Origin of the sequence: Micromonospora sp. NPDC049257 (genome assembly GCF_040678915.1) — a bacterium.
Taxonomy (GTDB): Bacteria; Actinomycetota; Actinomycetes; order Mycobacteriales; family Micromonosporaceae; genus Micromonospora; species Micromonospora antibiotica.
Map to the genome: position 1 here is coordinate 1 of NZ_JBFAQU010000019.1, position 22,254 is coordinate 22,254.

Below are 22,254 nucleotides of genomic sequence, written 5' to 3' on the forward strand. Positions count from 1 at the left end.
TGTGGTACTCCTCGTTCACGTCGGTACGGCGTCCGTACCTGATCATTGGCTATGGGGTGCGGTGGCGGGCGCGGCCCGGCCACCGGGCGGCGGGGTGAACAGTGGCGGGGTGGGCACGGTGGGGTGGACGACCCGGTCCCGCGAAACGGGCGGCGGGGCACGGTGGGGTGGACGGCCGGTCCCGCGAAACGGGCGGCGGGGCAGGGTGGGCGACGCGGTCCCGGAAGACGGACGGCGGCCCGACCGGCTCAGCCGATGGTGGTCAGCCTGGGCAACACCTCGTCGGCGACCCGTCGGGTGAACTCCACCGGGTGCCGGTCCGGGGTGACCTGCACCTCGGTCACGCCGAGCGCCGCGTACTCGGCCACCTCGGCGAGGAACGCGTCCACGTCGGCCAGCGGCGGTCGCATCACGATGACCGTCTTGTCGATGGTGTCGTAGTCGCGGCCCTCGGCGGCGCAGTGCCCGCGCAGCACGTCCAGCTTGTGCGCCACCTCGGCGGGGCTGCTGCCGAACAGGTTGCAGGCGTCGGCGTACCGGGCCACCAGCAGCAGGGTCCTCTTCTCGCCGCTGCCGCCGATCATGACCGGCGGGTGGGGCCGCCGCAGCGGCTGCGGCGAGTTGAGCGTCTCGGCCAACCGGTAGTGCCGGCCCTCGAACGGCCCGTTGTCGTCGCTCCACATCTGCCGGCAGATCCGCAGCGTCTCCTCCAGCCGTTCGAACCGCTCGGCCACCGGCACCACCGGCACCCCGAGGCCGTGCTGCTCGCGCTCGTACCAGGACGCGCCGATGCCGAGCCGGGCCCGGCCGCCGGAGAGCACGTCCAGGGTGGTCACGATCTTGGCGAGCAGCCCCGGGTAGCGGTACATCACGCCGGTGACCAGCACGCCGAGCGTCATCCGCGAGGTCCGCGCCGCGACGAAACCCAGCGTCGTGTACGCCTCCAGCATCGGCTCCTCGGCCGGGGCCATCGCCTCCATCTGGAAGTAGTGGTCCATCACGGTGAACGATGCGACCCCGGCCTCCTCCGCGATCGTCGCGGTCTCGATCAGCGTCGGTGCGATCGCCGCCGGATCGGTCGGGGTCGAGTAGTTCCAGTAGTGCAGTCCGAGTCTCATGCCTCGCCCACCTCCACACCGATCCTAGTGGCGTACGGGGTCACCCGCCCCGGCTGCCGCCGGCGACGCGTCGACGTCCAGCACTGCGCGGGTCAGGGCGGCCAACCCCGTCTCCCAGCGCTCGTCGGGCCAGTCCCGCAGGTGTTCCACCAGGTCGCTGCGCACTGCCGCCAACAGGGCGTGGGCCAGGTAGTCCGCCGACGCGGGGCCGCGCGCCTCGGTGACGAGCGCGACCAGCAGGACGTGCCACTCCTCGTACGACCCGGTGCGGTAGGGGCTGCCGTCGCCCGCGTTCTCCAGGGCCAACGTCAGCACCCGACTGTCCCGTTTGAACCGCACCACCTCGCGGAGCAGGTGCAGGGCACGCTCCGCCGGCGGCCCCGTCGGTGGCGTCGCCGTCAGTACCGCCCGCAACTGGTCTCCGCGCTGCGCGTACAGGGCCCGGAGCAGCCCCATCCGGTCGCCGAAGCGGCGAAACAGCGTGCCCTTGCCCACTCCGGCGGCGGCGGCGATGTCGTCCATCGAGACCTGGTCGGGGTCGGTCGCGGCATCGAACAACCGATCAGCGGCGGCCAGTACGGCCGTCCGGTTTCGTGCCGCGTCGGCGCGCACCCGCTCTCCCCTCGCAAAACGGACCGCCAGTCCGCTACAGTGAAACGGACCGGCCGTCCGCTATGGTAACCACCCAGCGGGACGGCACCGACGACCAGGGGACAACCGTGTCGAACCCTTCCACCGCCCTGTTCCACCGGGCCATGCACCTGTTGCTCGCCAAGGACATGCCGGGATTCATCGCCCTGTTCGCCGACGACGGCGTCATGGAGTTCCCGTTCGCGCCGGCCGGGCAACCGAGCCGGGTCACCGGCCGGGCCGCCGTGCACGACTACCTCATCGACTATCCGGAGATCCTCGACGTTCGCGAGATCACCGAGGTCACCGTGCACGAGACCACCGATCCGGCGGTGCTCGTCGCCGAGTTCACCGCCGGTGGCGTCGTCGTCGCCAGCGACCGGCCCTACCGCCTGCGGTACATCGCCGTGCTGACCATCCGGGACGGCCACATCGTGCACTACCGCGACTACTGGAACCCGCAGGCCGCACAGGACCTGCTCGACGGCGGGCTGGTGCGCTCGTGATCCTGGTCATCGGCGGCTCCGGGACGACCGGCCGGCTCGTCGCCGCCACCCTCGCCGACGCCGGCCGCCCGGTCCGCGTCGCCAGCCGCCGGGCCTGCGCCGGGGACGTCCGCTTCGACTGGTACGACCCCGGCACCCACCGCGCCGCACTGGAGGGCGTGACGGGCGTGTACCTGGTCCCACCCGTCGGCGAGGTCGATCCCGCACCGGTCATGCTGCCGTTGCTGGAACTGGCCCGCACCCGGGGAGTGCGGCGGGCCGTCCTGCTCAGCTCCTCGGCGATCGAGGCGGGCACGCCCGGCCTGGGCGAGGTGCAGGCCCGGCTGGGTGGGCTCTTCCCGGAGTGGGCGGTGCTGCGGCCCTCCTGGTTCATGGAGAACTTCGTCGGTGACCGTCCGCACGGGGTGAGCGCCCGGGAACGCGGCGAGATCATCAGCGCCACCGGCGACGCCCGGGTCGGCATCGTCGATCCGGCCGACATCGCCGGGGTGGCGGTCCGCGCCCTCACCGATCCGACGTCGCACGACACCGAGCACCTCGTCACCGGCCCCGAACGCCTGAGCTATGCCGACATCGCCGCCGTCCTCACCGACACCGGCGGCCGACCGGTCCGGCACCGTGCCGTCAGCGAGGCCGAGCTCTCGGCGTACCACGAGGCCAACGGCCTGCCAGCCGACTTCGCCCGGTTCCTCGCGAGCCTGGACACGGCGATCGCGGCCGGCGCGGAGGACCGGACCACCAGCACCGTCGCGGACGTGACCGGCCGCCCACCCCGCTCGTTCCGGGACTTCTGCCGCGACCGGCTGCCCGGTGACCCCCGATCCACCCCGGACCGCGCCCCGACACCGACCTGACGGGTCGGCCGGACGACGACCGAGGGTGCCGCCGTCGGGTGCACCCGCACGCGCTGCGGCGATGCTGACCGGTGGCGCGACGGCGCGCGGGGCGGGCAACCCGGTCGTCGCCTGCCCCGCGCCCGGGTCGCTCAGCCGCGCCGCCACTTCTGGTTGGCCCCGCCGGTGCACTCCCAGATGACCAGCCGGGCACCGTCCGCGCTGTTCGCGCCCTGCACGTCGACGCACTTGTCGGCCTGCGGGTTGACCAGGTCACCGGCACCACTGAGGACGAACTGCTGGGCCGGGTTGCCGCTGCACCTGGCCAACTGGACGACCGCTCCGTTGGCGGTCGAGCCCCAGGCCACGTCCATGCACAGCCCGAGCGCCCGCACGGTGCCGTCCCCGGCGAAGGTCCACCGCTGGGCGTTGGTGCCGTTGCAGGTCCACAGTTGCAGGTACTGGCCGTCCACGCCGTTGGAGTTGGGCACGTCGATGCACTTGCCGGCGTACCCGACGAGCTGGCCGGCACCGCCACCGCCGGTGGTGGTCAGCGACAGCCCGTACGCGCCGAGGATCTCGTTGACCGGCTGGTAGACGGTGGTGCCACCGGAGTTGCAGTCGCCACCGGCACCGGAGGTGACGCCCTGCGCCTGGTTGCCGGAGACGAACGCGCCGCCCGAGTCGCCGGGCTGGGCGCACGCGCTGCTCGCCACCAGGCCGTACACCAGGGAACCGGAGTAGTTGACCGTGACGTCCCGGGCGGTGATGGTGCCACACCGCCAGCCGGTGGTCCGGCCGGACCGGCAGACCGCGCTGCCGACGGCGGCCTCCGCCGAGCCGGCCACCGCGGTCGTGCCGCCGTTGTAGGTGTTCACCGTGGGCGTGGCCACCCACGAGGAGTTGGTCTGCACCCAGGCGTAGTCGTTGCCCGGGAAGGACGAGCCCCGGAAGGTGCCCTGCGCGACGCCGCTGCCGCTGGTGGTGCTGCCCGCCCCACCGCAGTGACCGGCGGTGACGAAGCCACCGGCGACGGCGAAGCCGACCGAGCAGAGGGTGTTGTTGTTGATGACGTACTGGTCGCCGCCCCGGATGTCGTAGACCGGGCGGTAGGGCTGCGCGGCGACGACCGGACGGGTCGCGTCGGCGGTGCCGGTGGCCTCGGCGAACGCCCGGGCCGCAGCGGTGTCGGCGGCCTGGATCACCACGCTGTTGCTCGCCGGGTCGACATACCAGGAGTACACGGCCGGGCCGGCCCGGCCGGCCGCCCGGTCGAGGGTGGCCCGGGCCCGGTCCAGCTCCGCCAGGCTCCGCCGGACCACCTGCGGCTGGGCGCCGGCACGGCGGACCCGGGCGGCGTCGGCGGCACCGGTCACCCCGACCACCAGGCTGCTCCCGTCCCCCGCGACCCAGGACCCGCCGTACGCGACGCCCAGCTCGGCCCGGAGCCGACGCTCGGTCGACGGCGCAGCGGCCTCGACGACCGTGCGGAGGCGGAGCTGCTCGTCGGTCAGACCGAGATCCCGGCGCAGCGCCGCCCGTTGCCCGGCGGGAAGGCCGGCGGACGGGTCGACGGCGGCCGGCGCGGACGGGTAGGCCGGCGCAGTGACCGGTGCGGCCCCGGCGGGCGCGGCGGCCAGCGCACCGACCAGCGTCGCGGCCCCGAGAACGGCACCCAGGTGACGGATCATTCTGCACCCTCCAGAGCTGTCGACGGATGTGAGAGCGCTCTCAGACAAGAATATTTACTAATTGAGGGACATCTGTCAATGCAACGTCGCCGGACCGGTCGGCGGTCAGGCCACCAGGCCCGCCGGTTTCCCGAGCGCCCTTCGCATTTCCCTTGATCGGGATTAGGCTCTGCGCAGTCCGGAGTGGACGACCACGGAGGTGCCCATGAAGAAGATGACCGTCCGTCGTACGAGTGCACTGCGTCTGGTGTCCGGCGCCCGCCGGCTCTGGATCGAGTGGTGCTGGTAACTGCCGGCCCGGCGGGCGCCCCCGGGCGCCCGCCCTCGGCGACGCCGGCCCGACCGTGACCGACGAGCCACCGCCCTACGACTGCCACCGCGACCACGGGCCGTACGCCGGGGTCGCCGACCTGCTCCAGCGGATCGCCGCGGACCGCCCCCGGCTGGCCGCCCGGCACCGCACCGAGCTACGGGCCATCGCGCCCCGGCTCGACCCGGCCGCCCGCGCCGCCGCCGACGAGGCGCCGATCCGGTTCCACCCCGCCCGGCGCACCGCCGCCCTGGCCTACGGCGCGACCGAGTTCGTGGCGGCCTGGGCGGGCACCCTGCGCCGACCGGTCACGCTCCGGTTCGTCCACGTCGGCGCGGCCGACGAGACCACCCACGAGCTGCTCGACGCGCTGGCCGGCCGACTCGGGGCGTACCCGGTGCGGCTGGAACTGTGTGACGACGGCCCGGCCCTGCCGGCCGTCGACCTGAGCCCGGCGGCGCTGCGCACCGCCCTCGGCGAGAGCCTGGCCGGCGGCTTCTACCACCACGCGGCCCGCACCGCCCGACAGGGGCGTGCCCTGGTCACCCCGGCCGACGACCTGCCGCACTGGTGGTCGTTCACCACCGGCCTGGCCACCGCCCTGGCGGCACTGGACCAGGCCACCGAGGCGCTCGACCTCTACCACGAGACCCGGACCGTCACCGACGATCCGAAGATCACCATGTCGGCCGCGTACGCCACCGCGATGTTGTACGCCCGGCACCTGCCGGCCGCCGCCCAGGACCCGGCACGGGCGCGGCACTGGCTGGCGGAGGCGCTCCGGCTCGCCCGCACGGTGCCCGACCCCCGGCAGCGGCTCCTCTCGACGGTCTTCTACGAGCAGGGCGTCGCCCTGCTGGACAGCCGGGCGGGCGAGCCGGAGCGGGCGCTGCGGCTGATCGACGACGGGCTGGCCCGGCTGACGGCGGTGCTCGCCCCCGGTGAACGCCCCCAGGACGTGGCCCGGCTGCGCCACAACCGGGCCCAGGTCCACCTGGCGCTGGGCGACCCGCAACGGGCCCTGGCCGAGCTCGACACCGTGATCGGCCACGACCCCGACAACTGCGAGTACTACGTGGACCGGGCCGCCCTGCACCGGGCCGCCGGGCGACACCGGGCCGCGATCCGGGATTACGGCAGCGCGATCCGCCTCGGGCCGCACCTGCCGGAGGCGTACTACAACCGGGCGGTGCTCCAGCAGGAGCGGGGCCGCACCGGGCGGGCCCGCGACGACCTGGACCGGGTGCTGGCCATCGAGCCCGGACACCTCGATGCCCGGATCGCCCTGGTCAACCTGCACCTCGGCCGGGGAGCCCTCGACGTCGCCGAGACGGGGGCGCGGGCCGGGCTGGTGCTGGCCCCGCACGAACCCGCCCTGCTGTGCACCCTCGGGCTGATCCGCTCGGAGCGCGGTGCGGCGGCCGAGGCCGAGGCGCTGTTCAGCCGGGCGTTGGCCGGCGATCCGGAGCTGGTCGAGGCGTGGACGAACCGGGCCGCCGTCCGGTTCGACCGGGGTGCGGTGGCCGACGCCGTGGCCGACCTGGACCGGGCGGTCGCGCTGTCGGCGGCACCGGTGCCCCGCTACAACCGGGGCACCGCGCTGGCCCGGCTGGGCCGGTGGGACGAGGCGGCCCGGGACTTCGCCGCCGCGCTCGCCGCACCCGAGGTGGACCGGTCACTGCGTCGCGAGCTGCGCACCGCACTCGCCCGCTGCCGCCGCACCTCCTGACCGGCCGCACGTGGCGGTGGCGACACCGGGTGGGCAACGACGTCGGGTGCGCGGGGCCGGGCCGTCCGCCCGACCCCGCGCACCCCGTGGTCGACCGGTCAGCTGCGCAGGCTCCACTGCTGGTTGGTGCCGCCGTTGCAGGCCCAGAGGATCAACTTGGTGCCGTTGGCCGTACCGGCGGCGTTCGCGTCCAGGCAGAGCCCGGACTGCACGCCGGTGACCGTGCCGTTGGCGTTGACGTTCCACTGCTGGTTGGTGCCGCCGTTGCAGTCCCAGATCACCACCTTGGTGCCGTTGCTGGTGCCCTGCCCGGAGGCGTCCAGGCACTTGTTGCCATAGACCATCAACTGCCGGCTGGCGGTTTGGGTCCACCGCTGGTTGGCCGCGCCGGTGCAGTCCCAGAGCTGGGCCTGGGTGCCGTTGGTGGTGCTGGAACCGGTGACCTCGGCGCACCGGCCGGACTGCACCCCGACGAGCTGCGCGCCCTGCGTCGGCGGGTTGGTGGTGCCCTGCACCCCGGCGTTGGCCATCACGGTCTGCGCTGCCGAGGGCCAGCTGTTGTTGCTGACCACGGTGTTGTTGTTGACGACGTTGCCCCGGTCACCGTTGGTCACGTTGGTGCTGTTGTTGGTCGACCAGTTGTTGGTCACGGTGAAGTTGCCCATGTTCTCGGCGTACCAGTAGTTGGCGGTGGCCCAGGTGCCGGTGGAGGAGAAGACGTTGTTGCGGGCGGTGTAGTAACGGGAGCCCTCGTCGAAGTAGAGCCCGAACCAGCCGTTGGTCCGCAGGCAGTAGTTCTCGTTGATGGTCCCGCCCGGGTTCGCCGACAGCGTGTAGAGGCAGCCACCGTCGGTCATCTGCTGCATCACGTCGTGGATGTAGTTGCCGACGACCTGGTTGTTGGCCGCCGTGGTCGCCGTCGAGTAGCGCGGCTGGTAGTTGTACAGCCCACGGTTGGCGTAGTGCTGGCTGCCGCCCGCGTCGTTCGCGCCCCAGCCGTAGCCCACCGACAGCCCGGTGTACGGCATGTTGTAGACCTCGTTGTGCGACACCAGCGAGGTGTTGACGTACGTCGTCAGGATCGACACCACACCCCGGTACTCCAGTCCGAGGTCGTGCACCCGGTTGTTGCTGATGGTGATGTTCCGGTTGGTCATCCGCTGGTCGCCCGGGTGGTGGGCGTCGGCGCGCACCCCGCCGACGACGATGCCGCCGGCCGAGTTGCGGGCGATCTCGGAGCGGGTGACGGTGATGTTGCTGGCCCCCAGGCCGACCCCGCTGGCGTGCGCGTTGGCGTCGTTGCCGATGCCGATGGCGGTCTGCCCGAGGTTGACGAACTGGGAGTCGCCGAAGGTGATGGTGTTGGCGGCGGAGACCTGCACGGCGGCCGGCATCTGGTTCCAGTTCGGCCGGGTCGCCTCGAACAGCGGGCAGCCCTCCTGGCAGGAGGTGAGCGCGTCGGCCGGGCGGGCCCAGGTGCCGGTGATGTGCGCGCCGGTCTGCTGGTCGGCGAAGCCGTTGCTGCTGCTCGGGCCGAGCCAGCTGGTGCCGGTAAAGGTGATCCCGCTGAACGCGATGTGGTGCGCCGGGGCGTCGTAGCTGCCACCGACGTTCACCAGCGACGACAGCTGCGGCAGCTCCACGCTGACGCTGTTCATGTTCTGCCCGGCCAGCGGGATGTAGTTGAGCTGCCCACTGCCCGGATTCAGGTACCACTCCCCCGGGCTGTCCAGGAACTCGTACGCGTTGGCCAGGTAGAACGGGCCGGCGCGGTGCGGCTTGGACAGGGTGTCGAAGCCGAAGGTGTTGTTGTTCCAGGCCGGCTGCTGCATGGTCAGGAAGTTGCCGCTGATGCTCTGCACCGGCGAGTACCGGTCGGTGAACGAGCCGACGCTCTCCACCTCGACCCGGTTCTGGTTGCCCAGGTTGTTGAGGTAGCTCAACGCGCCGTTGCTGAACCGCATGCCGCTGGTGGTGAAGGTGAAGTCGGCCCGGTTGACGGCGGTCCGCGCCCGGGTGGCGACCGCGCCGTTGACGTAGAGCTGCCGGCTGTCCAGCCCGGCGGGCACGCTCGCCCGCCAGATGTTCTTCCCGGCGTCGACCTGCGACCAGCCGGTGACCGCGCGCGCCCCGCTGAGCTGCGGGCGGGCGGAGGCGGCGGCCCGCCAGGTCACGGTGTAGCCGTTGGTGCCGGAGTCGGCGGCGGTGAACCGCAGCGGCGCGGCCAGCCGGTAGACGCCGTCGGCCAGCTCGACGACGATGTCGCCGGACATCCCGGCGGTACGGGACCGGACGGCGTTCTGCGCCTCGGTCAGCGAGCAGGGCTGGCTGCTGGAGCAGGCGGTGCCGCTGCCGGCGGGGGACGCGTAGAGGGTGGTGGTGGCGGCGAGGGCGGGACCGGCCGGGGCGAGCACGGCGACCGTGGCGGCGAGCGCCGTGGCGGCCAGGCCGGCCAGCACCGGCCCGCGCCGGGCGGGTGATGTCGGGACGGACACGGGTGGGACTCCAATCCTGGTGGGGTGGTGGGGTGCCCCCGGTCGCGGTGGAATCACGCCGCGGCCGGGTCGAGCAGCCCGGCGGCCCGCAGCGCCGGCCACAGCGCCGCCGGGACGTCGGCGTCCGCGCGGGTCAGCGCCTGCGTGACCTGCGCGCGGTTGCGCAGGCCGACGACCGTCGAGACGACTGCGGGAGGGGAGCGGACGAAGGCGAGCGCCGCCTGCGGCAGGGTGACGCCGTACGCCTGGCAGACGTCGGCGATCCGGTGGGCCCGGTCGATCAGCTCCGGTGGGGCCTGTTGGTAGTTGTAGGTGGCGTCGGCCGGGGGCCGGTCCTGCGACAGCAGGCCGGAGTTGTAGACCCCGGCGATGACCACGCCGACGCCCCGGCGTTCGGCGGCGGGCAGCAGGTCGGCCAGCGCCCCCTGTTCCAGCAGGGTGTACCGGCCGGCGCACATCACCACGTCGACGTCGGTCTCCTCGACGAACCGGGTGAGCAGGTGGGACTGGTTCATGCCGGCCCCGATGGCCCCCACCACGCCCTGGTCGCGCAGCTCCACCAGGGCGGGCACCGCCTCGGTGGCGGCCTGCTCCCAGTGGTCGTCGGGGTCGTGCAGGTAGACGACGTCGATCCGGTCCAGGCCGGTGCGGGCCAGGCTGGACTCCAGCGAACGGAGCACGCCGTCGCGGCTGAAGTCCCAGACCCGCCGGTGGTCGGCGGGCACGTCGAAGCCTTCCGGGTCGCGCCGGTGGGCGTCCTGCGGCGACGGTACGAGCAACCGCCCGACCTTCGTCGACACCACGTACTCGTCGCGCGGCCGGGTACGCAGCGCCGCGCCGAGCCGCCGTTCGGACAGGCCGAGCCCGTAGTGCGGTGCGGTGTCGTAGTAGCGCAGGCCACCCGCCCAGGCGGTGTCGACGGCGGCGGTGAACTCCTCGTCGGTGGTGGCCCGGTAGAGGTTGCCGGCCTGCGCCGCGCCGAAGCCCAGCGCGGTGAGGCGTACCGCCGGTCGGCGCGGCAGCGGGCGGGCGTTCACGACGACTCCAGTCGGTAGACCCGCCGGGCGGTGTGCCGCCAGATCGCCGCCCGCTCATCGTCGCCGAGCGGGTCCAGCAGTCCCGCCAGCGTGTCGACCCAGCGTGGGTAGGAGCTGGCGAGCAGGCAGACCGGCCAGTCGGAGCCGAACATCAACCGGTCCGGGCCGAACGCGTCGAGGGCGTGTTCGACGGCGGGGCGCAGGTCCTGCGGTGTCCACGGTGCCCGGTGCACCTCGGTGACCAGGCCGGACAGTTTCGCCGTGGCGTTGGCCGCGCCCGCCAGGGCGTGCAGGTCGCGGGCCCACCCGTCGAGGTCCGTCCCGCCCAGCGCCGGTTTGCCGAGGTGGTCCAGGACGAACCGCACCTCGGGCAGGTCGCGGGCGAGCCGACCGGCCGCGCCCAGTTGGTGCGGCCGCACCAGCAGGTCGAAGGCGAGACCGGCGGCGCCCACCGCGGCTATCCCCCGCCGCACGTCGACCCGGTCGAGGAACGCCGGGTCGGGCTCGTCCTGCACGGAGTAGCGGACGCCGACCAGCAGGTGGCCGCCGCGCGCCGCCCGCAGCCGGCCCAGTCGTTCGGTGACGTCCGGGGCCGTGACGTCCAGCCAGCCGACGACCCCCCGGATGAGCGGATCGTCGGCGGCGACGCCCAGCAGGTCCACCGTCTCCGCCTCGGTGGAGTTGGCCTGCACCAGGACGGTCCCGGTGACCCCGACGGGACGGGTGACCCGGGCCAGGTCGGCCGGGGTGAAGTCGGCGTCGATGGCGGCCATGGTGGCCGGGTCGATCCAGGGTTGCGGGTGCCGGGCCCGGACCCAGAGGTGGTGGTGGGCGTCGACGGTGCCGGGCGGTGCGCTCATCGGCCCAACCATCCGCCGTCGACGGGCAGGACGATGCCGTTGACGTAGTCCGACGCCGGGGAGGCCAGGAACACCGTGGCGCCGGCGAGGTCGTCGGCGTTTCCCCACCGGCCGGTCGGGATGCGGGCCAGGATGGCCCGGTCGCGTTCCGGGTCCTCGCGTAGCGCCCGGGTGTTGTCGGTGGCGATGTAGCCGGGGGCGATGGCGTTGACGTTGACCCCGTGCGCCGCCCACTCGTTGGCCAGCGCCCTGGTCAGCCCGGCGATGCCGGACTTGGAGGCGGCGTATCCGGGGACGGTGATGCCGCCCTGGAAGCTGAGCAGCGACGCGGTGAAGATGATCTTTCCGTGGCCCCGGGCCACCATCGCCCGGCCGATCTCCCGACTCAGCACGAACTGGCTGGTCAGGTTCACCTCGATGACGTGGTCCCACATCTCGTCGGGGTGCTCGGCCGCCGGGGCACGGGCGATGGTGCCGCCGTTGTTGACCAGGATGTCGACCGGGCCGAGGTCGTGCAGGTCACCGACGAGCCGGCGGACCGCGGCCCGGTCGGCCAGGTCGGCGCGCAACGCGGTGAACGAGCGGCCCGCCGCGCGTACCCGGCGCTCCACCTCACTGCCGGTGGCCTCCAGCTGCGCCGAGACCCCGATCACGTCGGCGCCCGCGACGGCCAGCGCCTCGGCCATGGCCAGCCCGATGCCCCGGCGTGCGCCGGTCACCACGGCGGTCCGGCCGGACAGGTCGAACAGGGCGCTCACCGGTGTGCCTCCACCAGCTCGTCGGGCCGGTGGTGCCGGGCGCGGTGGCAGACCACTGCCTGCATGCGTACTCCCTCGTGGGTCGGGGTCAGTTCCTGACGGCGGACGGCAGGCCGTCGTGGTGGTGCGCCGGGGTGCCGGGCAGCGGCGTGACGTACCGCTGCGGCCCGGCGACGATCTGGTCGTTCTCCGCCAGCAGCCGGCGTCCGGCCCGTTCCGGCCGCACGTTGGGTCCGTCGGGTGTGGGCACGTCCGAACGGCGGGGATGGGTACGGATCTCCTCCTCGGCGACCGTGACGCCCAGGCCCGGTGTGTCGCCGAGGACGAACGCCCCGTCCTCGACGTACAGGTCGCGGGTGATCCCGACCGGGGGCCGGAGGTCCTGTAGCTCGCTGACCAGGTGGTTGGGCACCGACGTGGCGGCGTGCAGCAGCCCCACGGGGCTGTTGCCGATCGGGCTGACCGGCAGGTCGTAGGCGTGCGCCAGGGCGGCCACCCGCAGGAAGTGGGTGACCCCCCAGACCGCGGCCATCTGCACGATGTCCACCGCCGCCGCGGCGATCAGCGGCCGGTACTGTTCGAGGCCGGTGAGGTTCTCCCCGGTCGCGACCGACGCCCGGATACCGCGACCGACGACGGCCAGGCCCTCGGCGTCCCACCGTCGGACGGGTTCCTCGATCCAGACGAGGTCCAGGGTACGTTCGAGTTCGCCGACGTGCCGGACGGCCTGCTTGCGGGTCCACGCCTCGTTGACGTCGAGCATCAGGCCGGGGCGCTGCCCCCGACCGGCCTCGGTGAGCACGTCCCGGACCACGTGCAGCCGGTGCCGGTCCCGCTCGATGTCCAGGCCGCCCTTGAGCTTGGCGGCCCGCAGCCCGTGTCGGGCGTAGACCGTGTAGGCCGCCACCAGCTCGTCGTCGTCCAGGCCGATGTCGAGGCCGGACGCGTACGCGGGCACCCGCCGGTCGCGTCCGCCCAGCAGCCGCCAGAGCGGTTGCCCCGCCGACTGGGCCTTGATGTCCCACAGCGCGGTGTCCAACGCCCCGATCGTGCCGAACACCGTGCCGGCGTGGCCCGCCTTGAAGGTCTGCCGCAGCATCCGGTCGTAAAGGGTGGTCACCGCGCGGGGGTCCTCGCCGTCGATCGCGGCGAAGATCCGTTCGAGGTCGGTGTGCGGTCCGAGGCCGACCCCGGTGATGCCCTCGTCGGTCTCGACCACGATGATCGGCACCGTGGTCACCCCGTCGGTGAAGACGCCGTTCGCGTCGCCGACGGGCCGACCCCACTCCTGCACGGTGGTCAGGGTCCGGTATCCGGTGATCCGCATGTCAGCCCTTCGTAGCACCGGCGGCGACACCGTCGGCGATCTGGCGCTGGAGAAAGAGGTAGATCACCAGCACGGGTACGGCGGCGATCAGCACCCCCGCGGCGAAGGTGGGGATGTCGGCGGAGTACTGCCCCCGCAGCGAGGTCACCCCGACCATCAGGGTCCGGTGCTCGGCCGAGGGCATCAGCAGCAACGAGATCAGTACGTCGTTCCAGCAGAACAGCGCGTTGAGGATGCCGACCGACAGCAGGGCCGGGGCGCCCAGCGGCAGCATGATCCGCCGGTAGACACCGTAGACGTCGTTGCCGTCGATCCGGGCCGCGTCGATGATCTCCGGGGGGATGGTCCGGTAGTAGCTGGTCATCAGGAAGATGGTGAAGGGCAGGAACTGCGCCACGTAGGCGAGCACCAGCCCCGGGTAGGTGTCGACGAGACCGGCGTCGGACATGATCCGGGCCAGCGGCACCATGATCACCTGGAACGGCACGAAGAGCGCCGCGAGGCAGCACAGGAAGAGCACCGACGAACCCCGGAAACGCAGCTGGCTCAACGCGAAGCCGGCCATCGACCCGAACAACAGCAGCAGGAGCACCGAGACCGTCACCACGACCACCGAGTTGGTCAGGTAGCGGGCCATCCCGACGCTGTTCCACGCCGCCGCGACGTTGTCCCACCGCAGGGAGTCCACCAGCGAGAAGCGGTCGAGGACGTAGTCGCGGCGGGTCTTCATCGCCACGTTGGCGGTGAAGACCAGGGGGTAGACGGTCGCCAGGGCCAGCACGGCCATCGGCAGGGCCAGCAGCCACCGACCCCACCGGACACGGGACATCACGCCTCCCTCACCGCCCGCCGGAGCAGGCTGATCTGCAGCAGCCCCACCACGAGCATGATGAGGAAGAGCACCGTCGAGGCGGCCGAGGCGAGCGCCGGCCGGTTCATCTGGCCCTGCTGGATCCAGATGTAGTACTCCGGCAGGTAGGTCGACCCCTCCGGGCCGCCGCTGGTCATCACGTAGAGCAGGCCGAACATGGAGGTCAGCATCCCGATCATCGTGGTGACGAAGACGAACTGGATGGTGCGGGCGAGGCTGGGCACGATCACGTGCCGGACGGTCTGGGGCAGCGACGCGCCGTCGACCCGGGCGGCGTCCAGCAGCGAGGCGTCCAGGGTGGCGAAGCCGGCGAGGAACACCACCAGCGCCATCCCGAAGGTCGCCCAGACGTGCACCCCGACCACGACGAACATCGCCACGTCCGGGTCGCCGAGCCAGTCCACCGGCCCGATGCCGACCCCGCCGAGCAGGGCGTTGAGCGGGCCGTCGAAGGCGAGCAGCAGGTTGAAGATGGCCCCGACGATGACCGGGGACAGCACGGCCGGAAAGAAGTAGACGCTGCGGTACAGCCGGTGCCCGGGGACCCGCAGGTAGATGAGGGTCGCGAGCAGGCCGGGGATCGCCACCGCCACCGGCAGCAGCAGCACGAGCAGCCCGACGTTGCCCAGCGCGTCCCGGAACAGCGGGTCCCCGAGCAGCTCCCGGTAGTTGTCCAGGCCGACCATCAGCCCGTCACGGTCGCCGTCACCGGTGAAGGAGAAGTTGACCCCGAGCAGCAGCGGCCAGAACCGCAGCAGCGCGAGGATCAGCAGGGCCGGGGCCAGCAGCACGAAGGGGGCGAGCCGTTCCGCCCGTCGGCCACCCCGGCCGCGCCGCGAGACGGCGGGGGCGGGGGGTACGGATCTCGGCGGCGTCCCGCCGGCCCGGCCGGTCGGGGCCGGACGGACCGACGGTACCGCCTCGGGAACCGGCACGGGGTCAGCCGGCCTGATCGGAGGCGGCCAGCTGCTTCACCGCCTCGTCGACGCTGATCGAGCCGCTCAGCAGTTGCTGGGAGAGCCGGCCCATCAGCTCCAGGGTCTTGGAGGAGAGCGCCACGTGCAGGGCGGGCTTGCCGGCCTTGAGGTCGGCGACGATGGTGGCCACGGCCGGGCCGCCCTGGGACACGTCGATGGTGGTGTCGGCGGCGATCGCCCCGGCGTCGGCGTAGAAGGACTTCAGCGCGTCGGTCGAGGTCAGCGAACGCACCAGGTCGGCGGCGACCCTGGGGTCCTTGGTCCACCTGGCGACCCCGTAGCCGATGCCGCCGTCGTAGGGCAGGCTCGGGGTGGCCCCGGGTACGACGACGGGGGCGCGCATCACGCCGAGCTTCTCGGCGGTGAGGAACTCGCTGAAGTCCTTCCAGTGTCCGACGTCCGACATCAGCCCGATGACGTGGGCGGCCTTCGCGGACTGGAAGATCGCGAAGGAGTCGTTGAACATCGCCGTCGAGTTCGCCCCGTCGCTGTTCAGCTTCGCGTCCTGGGCCTCCTTCCAGAGCGCGAAGATCCGCTTGACGTGCGGCGAGGTCCAGTCCCGCTTGCCGGCGATCCAGTCGTCGTACTCCTGCGCGCTGAACACGCCGGAGCCGAAGGCGGAGAGGAAGAACTGGATGCCGTAGCCCTCCTTGTTGCCGAGGGCGAGGCACTTCGCGCCGGTCTGCCGGGTGATGGTGGCGCAGTCGGCGAGGAACTTCGACCAGGTGGTGGCGGGGCTGGCGGGGTCGAGGCCGGCCTTGTCGTAAAGAGCCCGGTTGTAGTAGATCGGGTGGCCCTGCAGCGTCACCGGGGCGGCATAGGTCTTGCCGTCCTTGGTGAACGCGTCCCAGCCGGCGAGCCGCTGCCGGTCGTCGGTGAGGTACTCGTCCAGGGGCAGCAGCGCGTCCGCCCGGTCCCGGATCTGGCCGCCCCCGTTGAACAGCATCACGTCCGGCCCCTTGCCGGCCTGGATCGCCGTGCCGAGCAGGGTGTAGTACTGCTCGAAGGGCTGGGCGACGAACTCGACGGTGACGTCGGGGTGCTTCCTGGCGAAGTCGGCCTTCGCCTTCTCCAGGTACGCCCGGGCGGACGCCTCGCCGGACTTCCAGTCCCAGACGACCAGCTTCCCGTCCGCCCCGCCGGACGGGGAACGCGTCCCGCCGGCGCTCCCGCAGCCGGCCAGCGCCAATGCCGCGACGAGAACGGCTGACCACACTGCTCGGTGCTTCATCGCTGCTCACTTTCGACGTCGGCCGACCCCGCTGAATCGAGACACTTGGATTGACGAGAAAGTAACTCGTATGACGTATGACGTCAACACTGGGACGTAGAATTCGCCGCAGGCAGGTCGTGGCGCGGTCCGCGGAATCCACTGGAGGGGACATGACGGCACGGGAGATCACCCTGAACACGGCAACGCCCCCGAGCTGGGCACGACGACCCGCCAACCTCGCGACCGCCGTCACCGCCGAACTGGTGGGACGCATCGTACGCGGAGTTCACCCGCCCGGCGCCCCACTGCCTCCCGAGCCGGCGCTGTGCGAGGCGTTCTCGGTGAGCCGCACGGTCGTCCGGGAGGCCGTGAAGATCCTCCAGGAGAAGGGCCTGGTGCAGGTCCGCCAGGGCAGCGGCACCATCGTCACCCCACCGTCGATGTGGGACATGCTCGACGAACTCGTGCTCTCCGCGACGATCGCCGAGGACGACAGCCTGACCATTCTCGACGACCTGGTGGCCACCCGGCGGGTGCTGGAGTCCGACATGGCCAACGTCGCCGCCCGGCTGGCCGACCAGGAGACCGTCGACCGGCTGCGTGCCCTGGTCGACCGGATGGACGAGCTGGTCGACGACCAGGTCGCCTACCACGAGCACGACCGGGCGTTCCACGACGTGATCATGCAGGCGTCCGGCAACCGGATCGCCCGGGGCGTGGTGCGGTCACTGGAGAGCCAGGTGGTCAACACCGCCCGCTACATGGGCCGCTCCGAACGGGCGCTGTGCGTGGCCTCCAACCGGGGACACCGGCGCATCTACGAGCGCATCGCGGCCCACGACCCGGACGGCGCCGCCGCGGCCATGGTCACCCACATCACCGAGGCCTGGCTGGTCCGGCGCGGCGGACCGGACACCGGGCGATTGGCGCGCTGACCCCCGGCGGCGGGTGGATCACCCGTCGCTCCCGCCCGGCGGACCGGGCCCGCAGGGGGACCCCGATGACGCCCGCGTAACCAACGAACGTCAATGGCTTGCGGGTGTTAACGATAACAAGATACCGTCGGCCGCGGGAGCGAAGGGCACGCCTCCCCCGCTCCACCCCCGGGATCCGGGCGGCGGAGCGGAGTGCGGGCACGGGCGACGTCGGTGGGACACCTCCGGGCACCTCCGTGGACGCTGCGCGCCGCCGGGTCGCATCGACACCTCGACACACCCGGATCCCCCGGCGCACGTCGTCCACCGCCACCGTGGGGTCCTGACACGACCGCGCGCCGACTGCGGTGCCGTCCCTGGCAGGCCGGGAGCGCGATCGCCGACCGTGACGCCACACCCGCGTACCCGCACGGCGGGCAGTCCGGACGAGTCCCGACAGCACCGGCTCACCGGCCGGGGCGTCGGCGGAGTCCGGGCAGGCCACCGAGGCGTGACGCCCCACGACACGCATCGCCCATACTGGGAGGTACTGGTGAAACCCGCACTGCCACCCCTGACCCGACTGCGGCGCTCCTTCGCCTGGTTGACGGCCCTGCTCCTGGTCTCGACCCTGCTCCCGGCCGGCACCGCGAAGGCCGACAACCCCATCGTCCAGCACATCTACACCGCCGACCCGGCCCCGCTGGTGCACAACGGCCGGGTGTACCTCTACACCGGCCACGACGAGGACGGCTCGACCTGGTTCACCATGAAGGAGTGGCGGGTCTGGTCCTCCGCCGACATGGTCAACTGGACCGACCACGGCTCGCCGCTCAACGTCGGCACCTTCAGCTGGGCGAAGGCGGACGCCTGGGCGGGCCAGGTCATCGCCCGCAACGGCAAGTTCTACTGGTACGTGCCGGTGACCGCGAAGTCGACCAACTCGATGGCCATCGGGGTGGCGGTGAGCGACAGCCCCACCGGCCCGTTCCGGGATGCCATCGGCCGCCCGCTGGCGGCCAACGGCGAGATCGACCCGACCGTCTTCATCGACGACGACGGGCAAGCGTACCTCTACTGGGGCAACCCCAACCTGTGGTACGTCAAGCTGAACGCCGACATGATCTCGTACTCCGGCAGTGTCACCAAGATTCCGCTGACCACCGCCGGATACGGCACCCGCAACGGCAACGCCACCCGACCCACCCTCTACGAGGAGGGCCCCTGGGTCTTCAAGCGCAACGGGACCTACTACAACGTCTTCGCCGCCGAGTGCTGCAGCGAGTTCATCGGCTACTCCACGGCGCCCGGCCCCACCGGGCCGTGGACCTACCGGGGCACGGTCATGCCCCGGCAGGGCGGCAGCTTCACCAACCATGCCGGAATCGTCGACTTCAACGGCGGGTCGTACTTCTTCTACCACAACGGCGCGCTGCCCGGCGGTGGCGGTTACACCCGGTCGGTCGCGGTGGAGAAGTTCACCTACGGCACCAATGGCACCATCCCGACGATCAACATGACCAGCACCGGCGCACCGCAGATCGGCACGCTCAACCCGTACGTGCGGCAGGAGGCCGAGACGATCGCCTGGGGCTCCGGCATCGAGACCGAGGCGTCCAGCGAGGGCGGGATGAACGTCGGCTTCATCGAGAACGGCGACTACATCAAGGTCAAGGGGGTCGGCTTCGGTACCGGTGCGACGTCCTTCAACGCCCGGGTGGCCTCGGCCGGCAGCGGCGGCACCATCGAGGTCCGGCTGGACAGCACCACCGGCACCCGGGTGGCGAGCTGCTCCGTGCCGGTCACCGGCGGCTGGCAGAACTGGCAGACCGTCTCCTGCCCGGTGTCCGGCGCGACCGGCACCCACGACATGTACCTGCGGTTCACCGGCGGCAGCGGCACCCTGTTCAACGTCAACTGGTGGCAGTTCAACGGCAGCGGCACCACCCCGACGCCCACCCCGACCGCGACGCCCACCACGACGCCCACCGCGACCCCCACCCCCACCCCGACGACCCCGGCCCCGACGACGCCGGCTCCGACGACCCCCTCCGGAACGACCTGCGCGGCCACCAACACCGTGGTCAACACCTGGCAGGGCGGCTTCGAGGGCAAGCTGACCATCACCAACGGGTCCGCCCCGATCACCGGCTGGCGGGTGAGCTTCACCCTGCCCAGCGGGCAGACGGTGGCCCAGGCGTGGAACGGCACCCTGACCCAGCAGGGCAACCAGGTGACCGTCACCAACGCCGCCTACAACGGGCAGCTCGGAGCCGGCGGCTCCACCACCGTCGGCTATATCAGCTCGACCACCGGCAGCAACCAGCCACCGACCGACCTGACCTGCACCCCCGCGTGACCCCGTCGCGCGGCTGACAGTCGCGCCGGCCCGCTCCGCCCCACCGGGGCGGGCCGGCACCCCACCACCGACACCCACTACTCACCCGGACGGGCGCCAGCCCGTGATCCGGTCCACTGGAGGTTCCCATGTCCCCGTCCCTCAACCGACGCCAGCTTCTCCAGGCCGCCGGCGCCACCGCGCTCGTCTCCGCCGCGGGTGGCACCCTACTCGGATCCGGGCCGGCCGCCGCGGCGCTGGTGGTCCCCCCGGCCCGATCGGACCTCGGTGTCTCCGCGTACCCGTTCGAGCTGGGGCAGGTCCGGCTGACCGCCGGCCGGCTGCTGGACAACCAGAACCGGACACTGAGCTACCTGCGGTTCGTCGACGTCGACCGGATGCTCCGCAACTTCCGGGCCAACCACCGCCTCGGCACCAACAACGCCGCCTCCAACGGTGGCTGGGACGCGCCGTCGTTCCCGTTCCGCACCCACATGCAGGGGCACTTCCTGACCGCCTGGGCGCAGGCGTACGCGGTGCTGGGCGACACCACCTGCCGGGACAAGGCGAACTACATGGTGGCCGAGCTGGCGAAGTGCCAGGCCAACAACGGTGCGGCCGGATTCACCGCCGGTTACCTGTCCGGCTTCCCGGAGTCGGACTTCGCGGCCCTGGAGGCCCGCACGCTGTCCAACGGCAACGTGCCCTACTACTGCATCCACAAGACCCTCATGGGGCTGCTCGACGTGTGGCGCTACATCGGCAACACGCAGGCCCGCTCGGTGCTGCTGGCGCTGGCCGGCTGGGTCGACACCCGCACGTCGCGGCTGAGCTACAACCAGATGCAGTCGATGCTGGAGACCGAGTTCGGCGGCATGAACGAGGCGTTGACCGACATCTACCAGCACACCGGCGACGGGCGCTGGCTGACCGTCGCCCAGCGGTTCGACCACGCAGGCGTGTTCAACCCGCTCGCCAGCAACTCCGACCAGCTCAACGGCAAGCACGCCAACACCCAGGTGCCCAAGTGGATCGGCGCGGCGCGGGAGTTCAAGGCGACCGGCACCACGCGCTACCGGGACATCGCCAGCAACGCGTGGAACATGACCGTCAACGCGCACACCTACGTCATCGGCGGCAACAGCCAGGCCGAGCACTTCCGGCCGCCGAACGCGATCGCCGGGTACCTGACCAACGACACCTGCGAGCACTGCAACACCCACAACATGCTCAAGCTGACCCGGGAGCTGTGGCTGCTCGACCCGAACCGGGTCGCGTACTTCGACTTCTACGAGCGTGCCCTGCTCAACCATGTCGTCGGCGCGCAGAACCCGGCCGACGGGCACGGCCACGTCACCTACTTCACCCCGCTCAAGCCGGGTGGCCGACGGGGCGTCGGGCCGGCCTGGGGCGGCGGCACCTTCAGCACCGACTACAACTCGTTCTGGTGCTGCCAGGGCACCGGCATCGAGGCCAACACCAAGCTGATGGACTCGATCTACTTCTACAACGACACCACGCTGACGGTGAACCTGTTCGTTCCGTCGGTGCTGACCTGGTCGCAGCGCGGGATCACGGTCACCCAGAGCACCAGCTACCCGGCGAGCGACACCAGCACGCTCACCCTCTCCGGGTCGATGAGCGGCTCGTGGAGCATCCGGGTCCGCATCCCGGCCTGGGCCACCGGCGCGACGATCGCCGTCAACGGCGAGACGCAGAACGTCGCCACCAACCCCGGCAGCTACGCCACGGTCACCCGCACCTGGGCGGCCGGCGACACCGTCACCGTACGGCTGCCGATGAAGGTCGTCGTGCAGCAGGCCAACGACAACGCCAACGTCGGCGCCCTCACCTACGGGCCGGCGGTGCTGGCCGGCAACTACGGCAACACCACCCTGAACTCCCTGCCGTCGCTCAACGTCTCGTCGGTCACCCGGACCAGCACCAGCACGCTGGCGTTCACCGCCACCGCCAACGGGTCCACGGTCAACGTCGGGCCGTTCTACGACGCCCACGGCTTCAACTACACGGTCTACTGGAGCACCACCGGGGGCGGCAACCCCGGTGGCGGCAGCTCGCGGCTCGTCAACGTCGGCAGCGGCCTGGTCCTCGGCATCCAGAACATGTCCACCGCCGACGGCGGGCTCGCCCTCCAGTGGGGTGACACCGGCACCGCCGACCACAACTGGGTGGTGGTGACCGACGGCGACGCCGTCCGGTTCCGCAACGTCAACAGCGGCAAGGTCCTCGGCGTGGAGAACATGTCCACCGCCGACAACGCCCGCGTCCTGCAGTGGGCGGACAACGGCACCGCCGACCACCGGTGGACCCTGCTGAACCAGGGTGACGGCACCTACAAGATCCGCAACGTCAACAGCGGGAAGCTGCTCGGCATCCTCAACGGCTCGACCGCGCAGGGCGCCCAGGCCGTACAGGACTCCGACAACGGCAGCGCGGACAACCGGTGGCGGATCGTCGCCAACCAGTAGCGGTTGGCCTGGACCGGCCGCAGGTCCGCCACCGCCGGCGAGACGGCGGCGGACCTGCGGCCTGACGAATGGGGCTGCCCCGATCGGGGCAGCCCCATTCCGTTTGCCCCTGAACCCGGCACGGACCGGAGCCGGCACGAACCCGGAGCCTGGCCGCC

17 protein-coding genes are annotated in these 22,254 nt (G+C 71.9%); 6 read left to right on the plus strand and 11 right to left on the minus strand.

The genetic code is table 11. From position 1 onward, the window contains the following. Window positions 1–248 precede the first annotated feature (248 nt). A complete protein-coding gene (locus AB0K25_RS23670; protein WP_219462870.1) occupies window positions 249–1,118 on the minus strand; it encodes an LLM class F420-dependent oxidoreductase in 870 nt (289 codons plus the stop codon). 24 nt (window positions 1,119–1,142) lie between these two features. Next, entirely contained in the window at window positions 1,143–1,730 is a 588-nt protein-coding gene (locus tag AB0K25_RS23675; RefSeq protein ID WP_219462873.1) for a TetR/AcrR family transcriptional regulator, read from the minus strand. Window positions 1,731–1,837: 107 nt separating this feature from the next. Between AB0K25_RS23675 and AB0K25_RS23680 the strand changes: the two genes are divergently transcribed. After that, window positions 1,838–2,254: a nuclear transport factor 2 family protein gene (locus AB0K25_RS23680; RefSeq protein WP_308290798.1), complete on the plus strand. Its 417-nt coding sequence runs from the start codon at window positions 1,838–1,840 to the stop codon at window positions 2,252–2,254. Beyond that, window positions 2,251–3,108: an NAD-dependent epimerase/dehydratase family protein gene (locus AB0K25_RS23685; protein ID WP_363822712.1), complete on the plus strand. Its 858-nt coding sequence runs from the start codon at window positions 2,251–2,253 to the stop codon at window positions 3,106–3,108. Before AB0K25_RS23680 ends, AB0K25_RS23685 begins: the two co-directional genes overlap by 4 nt. A 131-nt stretch (window positions 3,109–3,239) precedes the next feature. On the opposite strand, the gene AB0K25_RS23690 is transcribed toward AB0K25_RS23685, so the two are convergent. Continuing rightward, window positions 3,240–4,778: a ricin-type beta-trefoil lectin domain protein gene (locus AB0K25_RS23690; RefSeq protein WP_363822715.1), complete on the minus strand. Its 1,539-nt coding sequence runs from the start codon at window positions 4,776–4,778 to the stop codon at window positions 3,240–3,242. A gap of 344 nt (window positions 4,779–5,122) precedes the next feature. Between AB0K25_RS23690 and AB0K25_RS23695 the strand changes: the two genes are divergently transcribed. Then, window positions 5,123–6,817, plus strand: coding sequence for a tetratricopeptide repeat protein (locus AB0K25_RS23695; protein WP_363822718.1), 1,695 nt, complete (start codon window positions 5,123–5,125; stop codon window positions 6,815–6,817). A gap of 98 nt (window positions 6,818–6,915) precedes the next feature. Here AB0K25_RS23695 and AB0K25_RS23700 read toward each other — a convergent pair whose 3' ends face one another. The 8 genes from AB0K25_RS23700 to AB0K25_RS23735 all read right to left on the minus strand — a co-directional run bounded on the left by AB0K25_RS23700 (window position 6,916) and on the right by AB0K25_RS23735 (window position 16,373). After that, window positions 6,916–9,312, minus strand: coding sequence for a ricin-type beta-trefoil lectin domain protein (locus AB0K25_RS23700; protein WP_219462880.1), 2,397 nt, complete (start codon window positions 9,310–9,312; stop codon window positions 6,916–6,918). 53 nt (window positions 9,313–9,365) lie between these two features. Then, entirely contained in the window at window positions 9,366–10,349 is a 984-nt protein-coding gene (locus tag AB0K25_RS23705; protein WP_219462882.1) for an aldo/keto reductase, read from the minus strand. Then, window positions 10,346–11,209 (minus strand): amidohydrolase family protein, encoded by an 864-nt coding sequence (locus AB0K25_RS23710; RefSeq protein ID WP_363822721.1) that lies wholly within the window; start codon window positions 11,207–11,209, stop codon window positions 10,346–10,348. Before AB0K25_RS23710 ends, AB0K25_RS23705 begins: the two co-directional genes overlap by 4 nt. Next, complete coding sequence (locus AB0K25_RS23715) at window positions 11,206–11,967, minus strand: SDR family NAD(P)-dependent oxidoreductase (RefSeq protein ID WP_219462885.1); 762 nt, start codon at window positions 11,965–11,967, stop codon at window positions 11,206–11,208. Before AB0K25_RS23715 ends, AB0K25_RS23710 begins: the two co-directional genes overlap by 4 nt. Window positions 11,968–12,055: 88 nt before the next feature. Then, window positions 12,056–13,294: a mandelate racemase/muconate lactonizing enzyme family protein gene (locus AB0K25_RS23720; RefSeq protein WP_208566745.1), complete on the minus strand. Its 1,239-nt coding sequence runs from the start codon at window positions 13,292–13,294 to the stop codon at window positions 12,056–12,058. Window position 13,295: 1 nt separating this feature from the next. Further along, entirely contained in the window at window positions 13,296–14,123 is an 828-nt protein-coding gene (locus tag AB0K25_RS23725) for a carbohydrate ABC transporter permease (RefSeq protein WP_208566746.1), read from the minus strand. After that, complete coding sequence (locus tag AB0K25_RS23730) at window positions 14,123–15,100, minus strand: sugar ABC transporter permease (protein WP_357534278.1); 978 nt, start codon at window positions 15,098–15,100, stop codon at window positions 14,123–14,125. The genes AB0K25_RS23725 and AB0K25_RS23730 overlap by 1 nt, the downstream gene beginning before the upstream one ends. A gap of 4 nt (window positions 15,101–15,104) precedes the next feature. Continuing rightward, entirely contained in the window at window positions 15,105–16,373 is a 1,269-nt protein-coding gene (locus AB0K25_RS23735) for an extracellular solute-binding protein (RefSeq protein ID WP_219462889.1), read from the minus strand. A 152-nt stretch (window positions 16,374–16,525) separates the two neighbouring features. Here AB0K25_RS23735 and AB0K25_RS23740 point away from each other — a divergent pair, with 152 nt between their 5' ends. The 3 genes from AB0K25_RS23740 to AB0K25_RS23750 all read left to right on the plus strand — a co-directional run bounded on the left by AB0K25_RS23740 (window position 16,526) and on the right by AB0K25_RS23750 (window position 22,096). Further along, window positions 16,526–17,290 carry an FCD domain-containing protein gene (locus AB0K25_RS23740; protein ID WP_363822726.1) on the plus strand — a complete coding sequence of 255 codons (765 nt, stop codon included), beginning with the start codon at window positions 16,526–16,528 and terminating at the stop codon, window positions 17,288–17,290. Window positions 17,291–17,873: 583 nt separating this feature from the next. After that, on the plus strand, window positions 17,874–19,628 hold the full coding sequence (locus AB0K25_RS23745) for a family 43 glycosylhydrolase (RefSeq protein ID WP_255598279.1): 1,755 nt from the start codon (window positions 17,874–17,876) through the stop codon (window positions 19,626–19,628). 128 nt (window positions 19,629–19,756) lie between these two features. Further along, a complete protein-coding gene (locus AB0K25_RS23750) occupies window positions 19,757–22,096 on the plus strand; it encodes a beta-L-arabinofuranosidase domain-containing protein (protein WP_363822729.1) in 2,340 nt (779 codons plus the stop codon). Window positions 22,097–22,254: the final 158 nt, after the last annotated feature.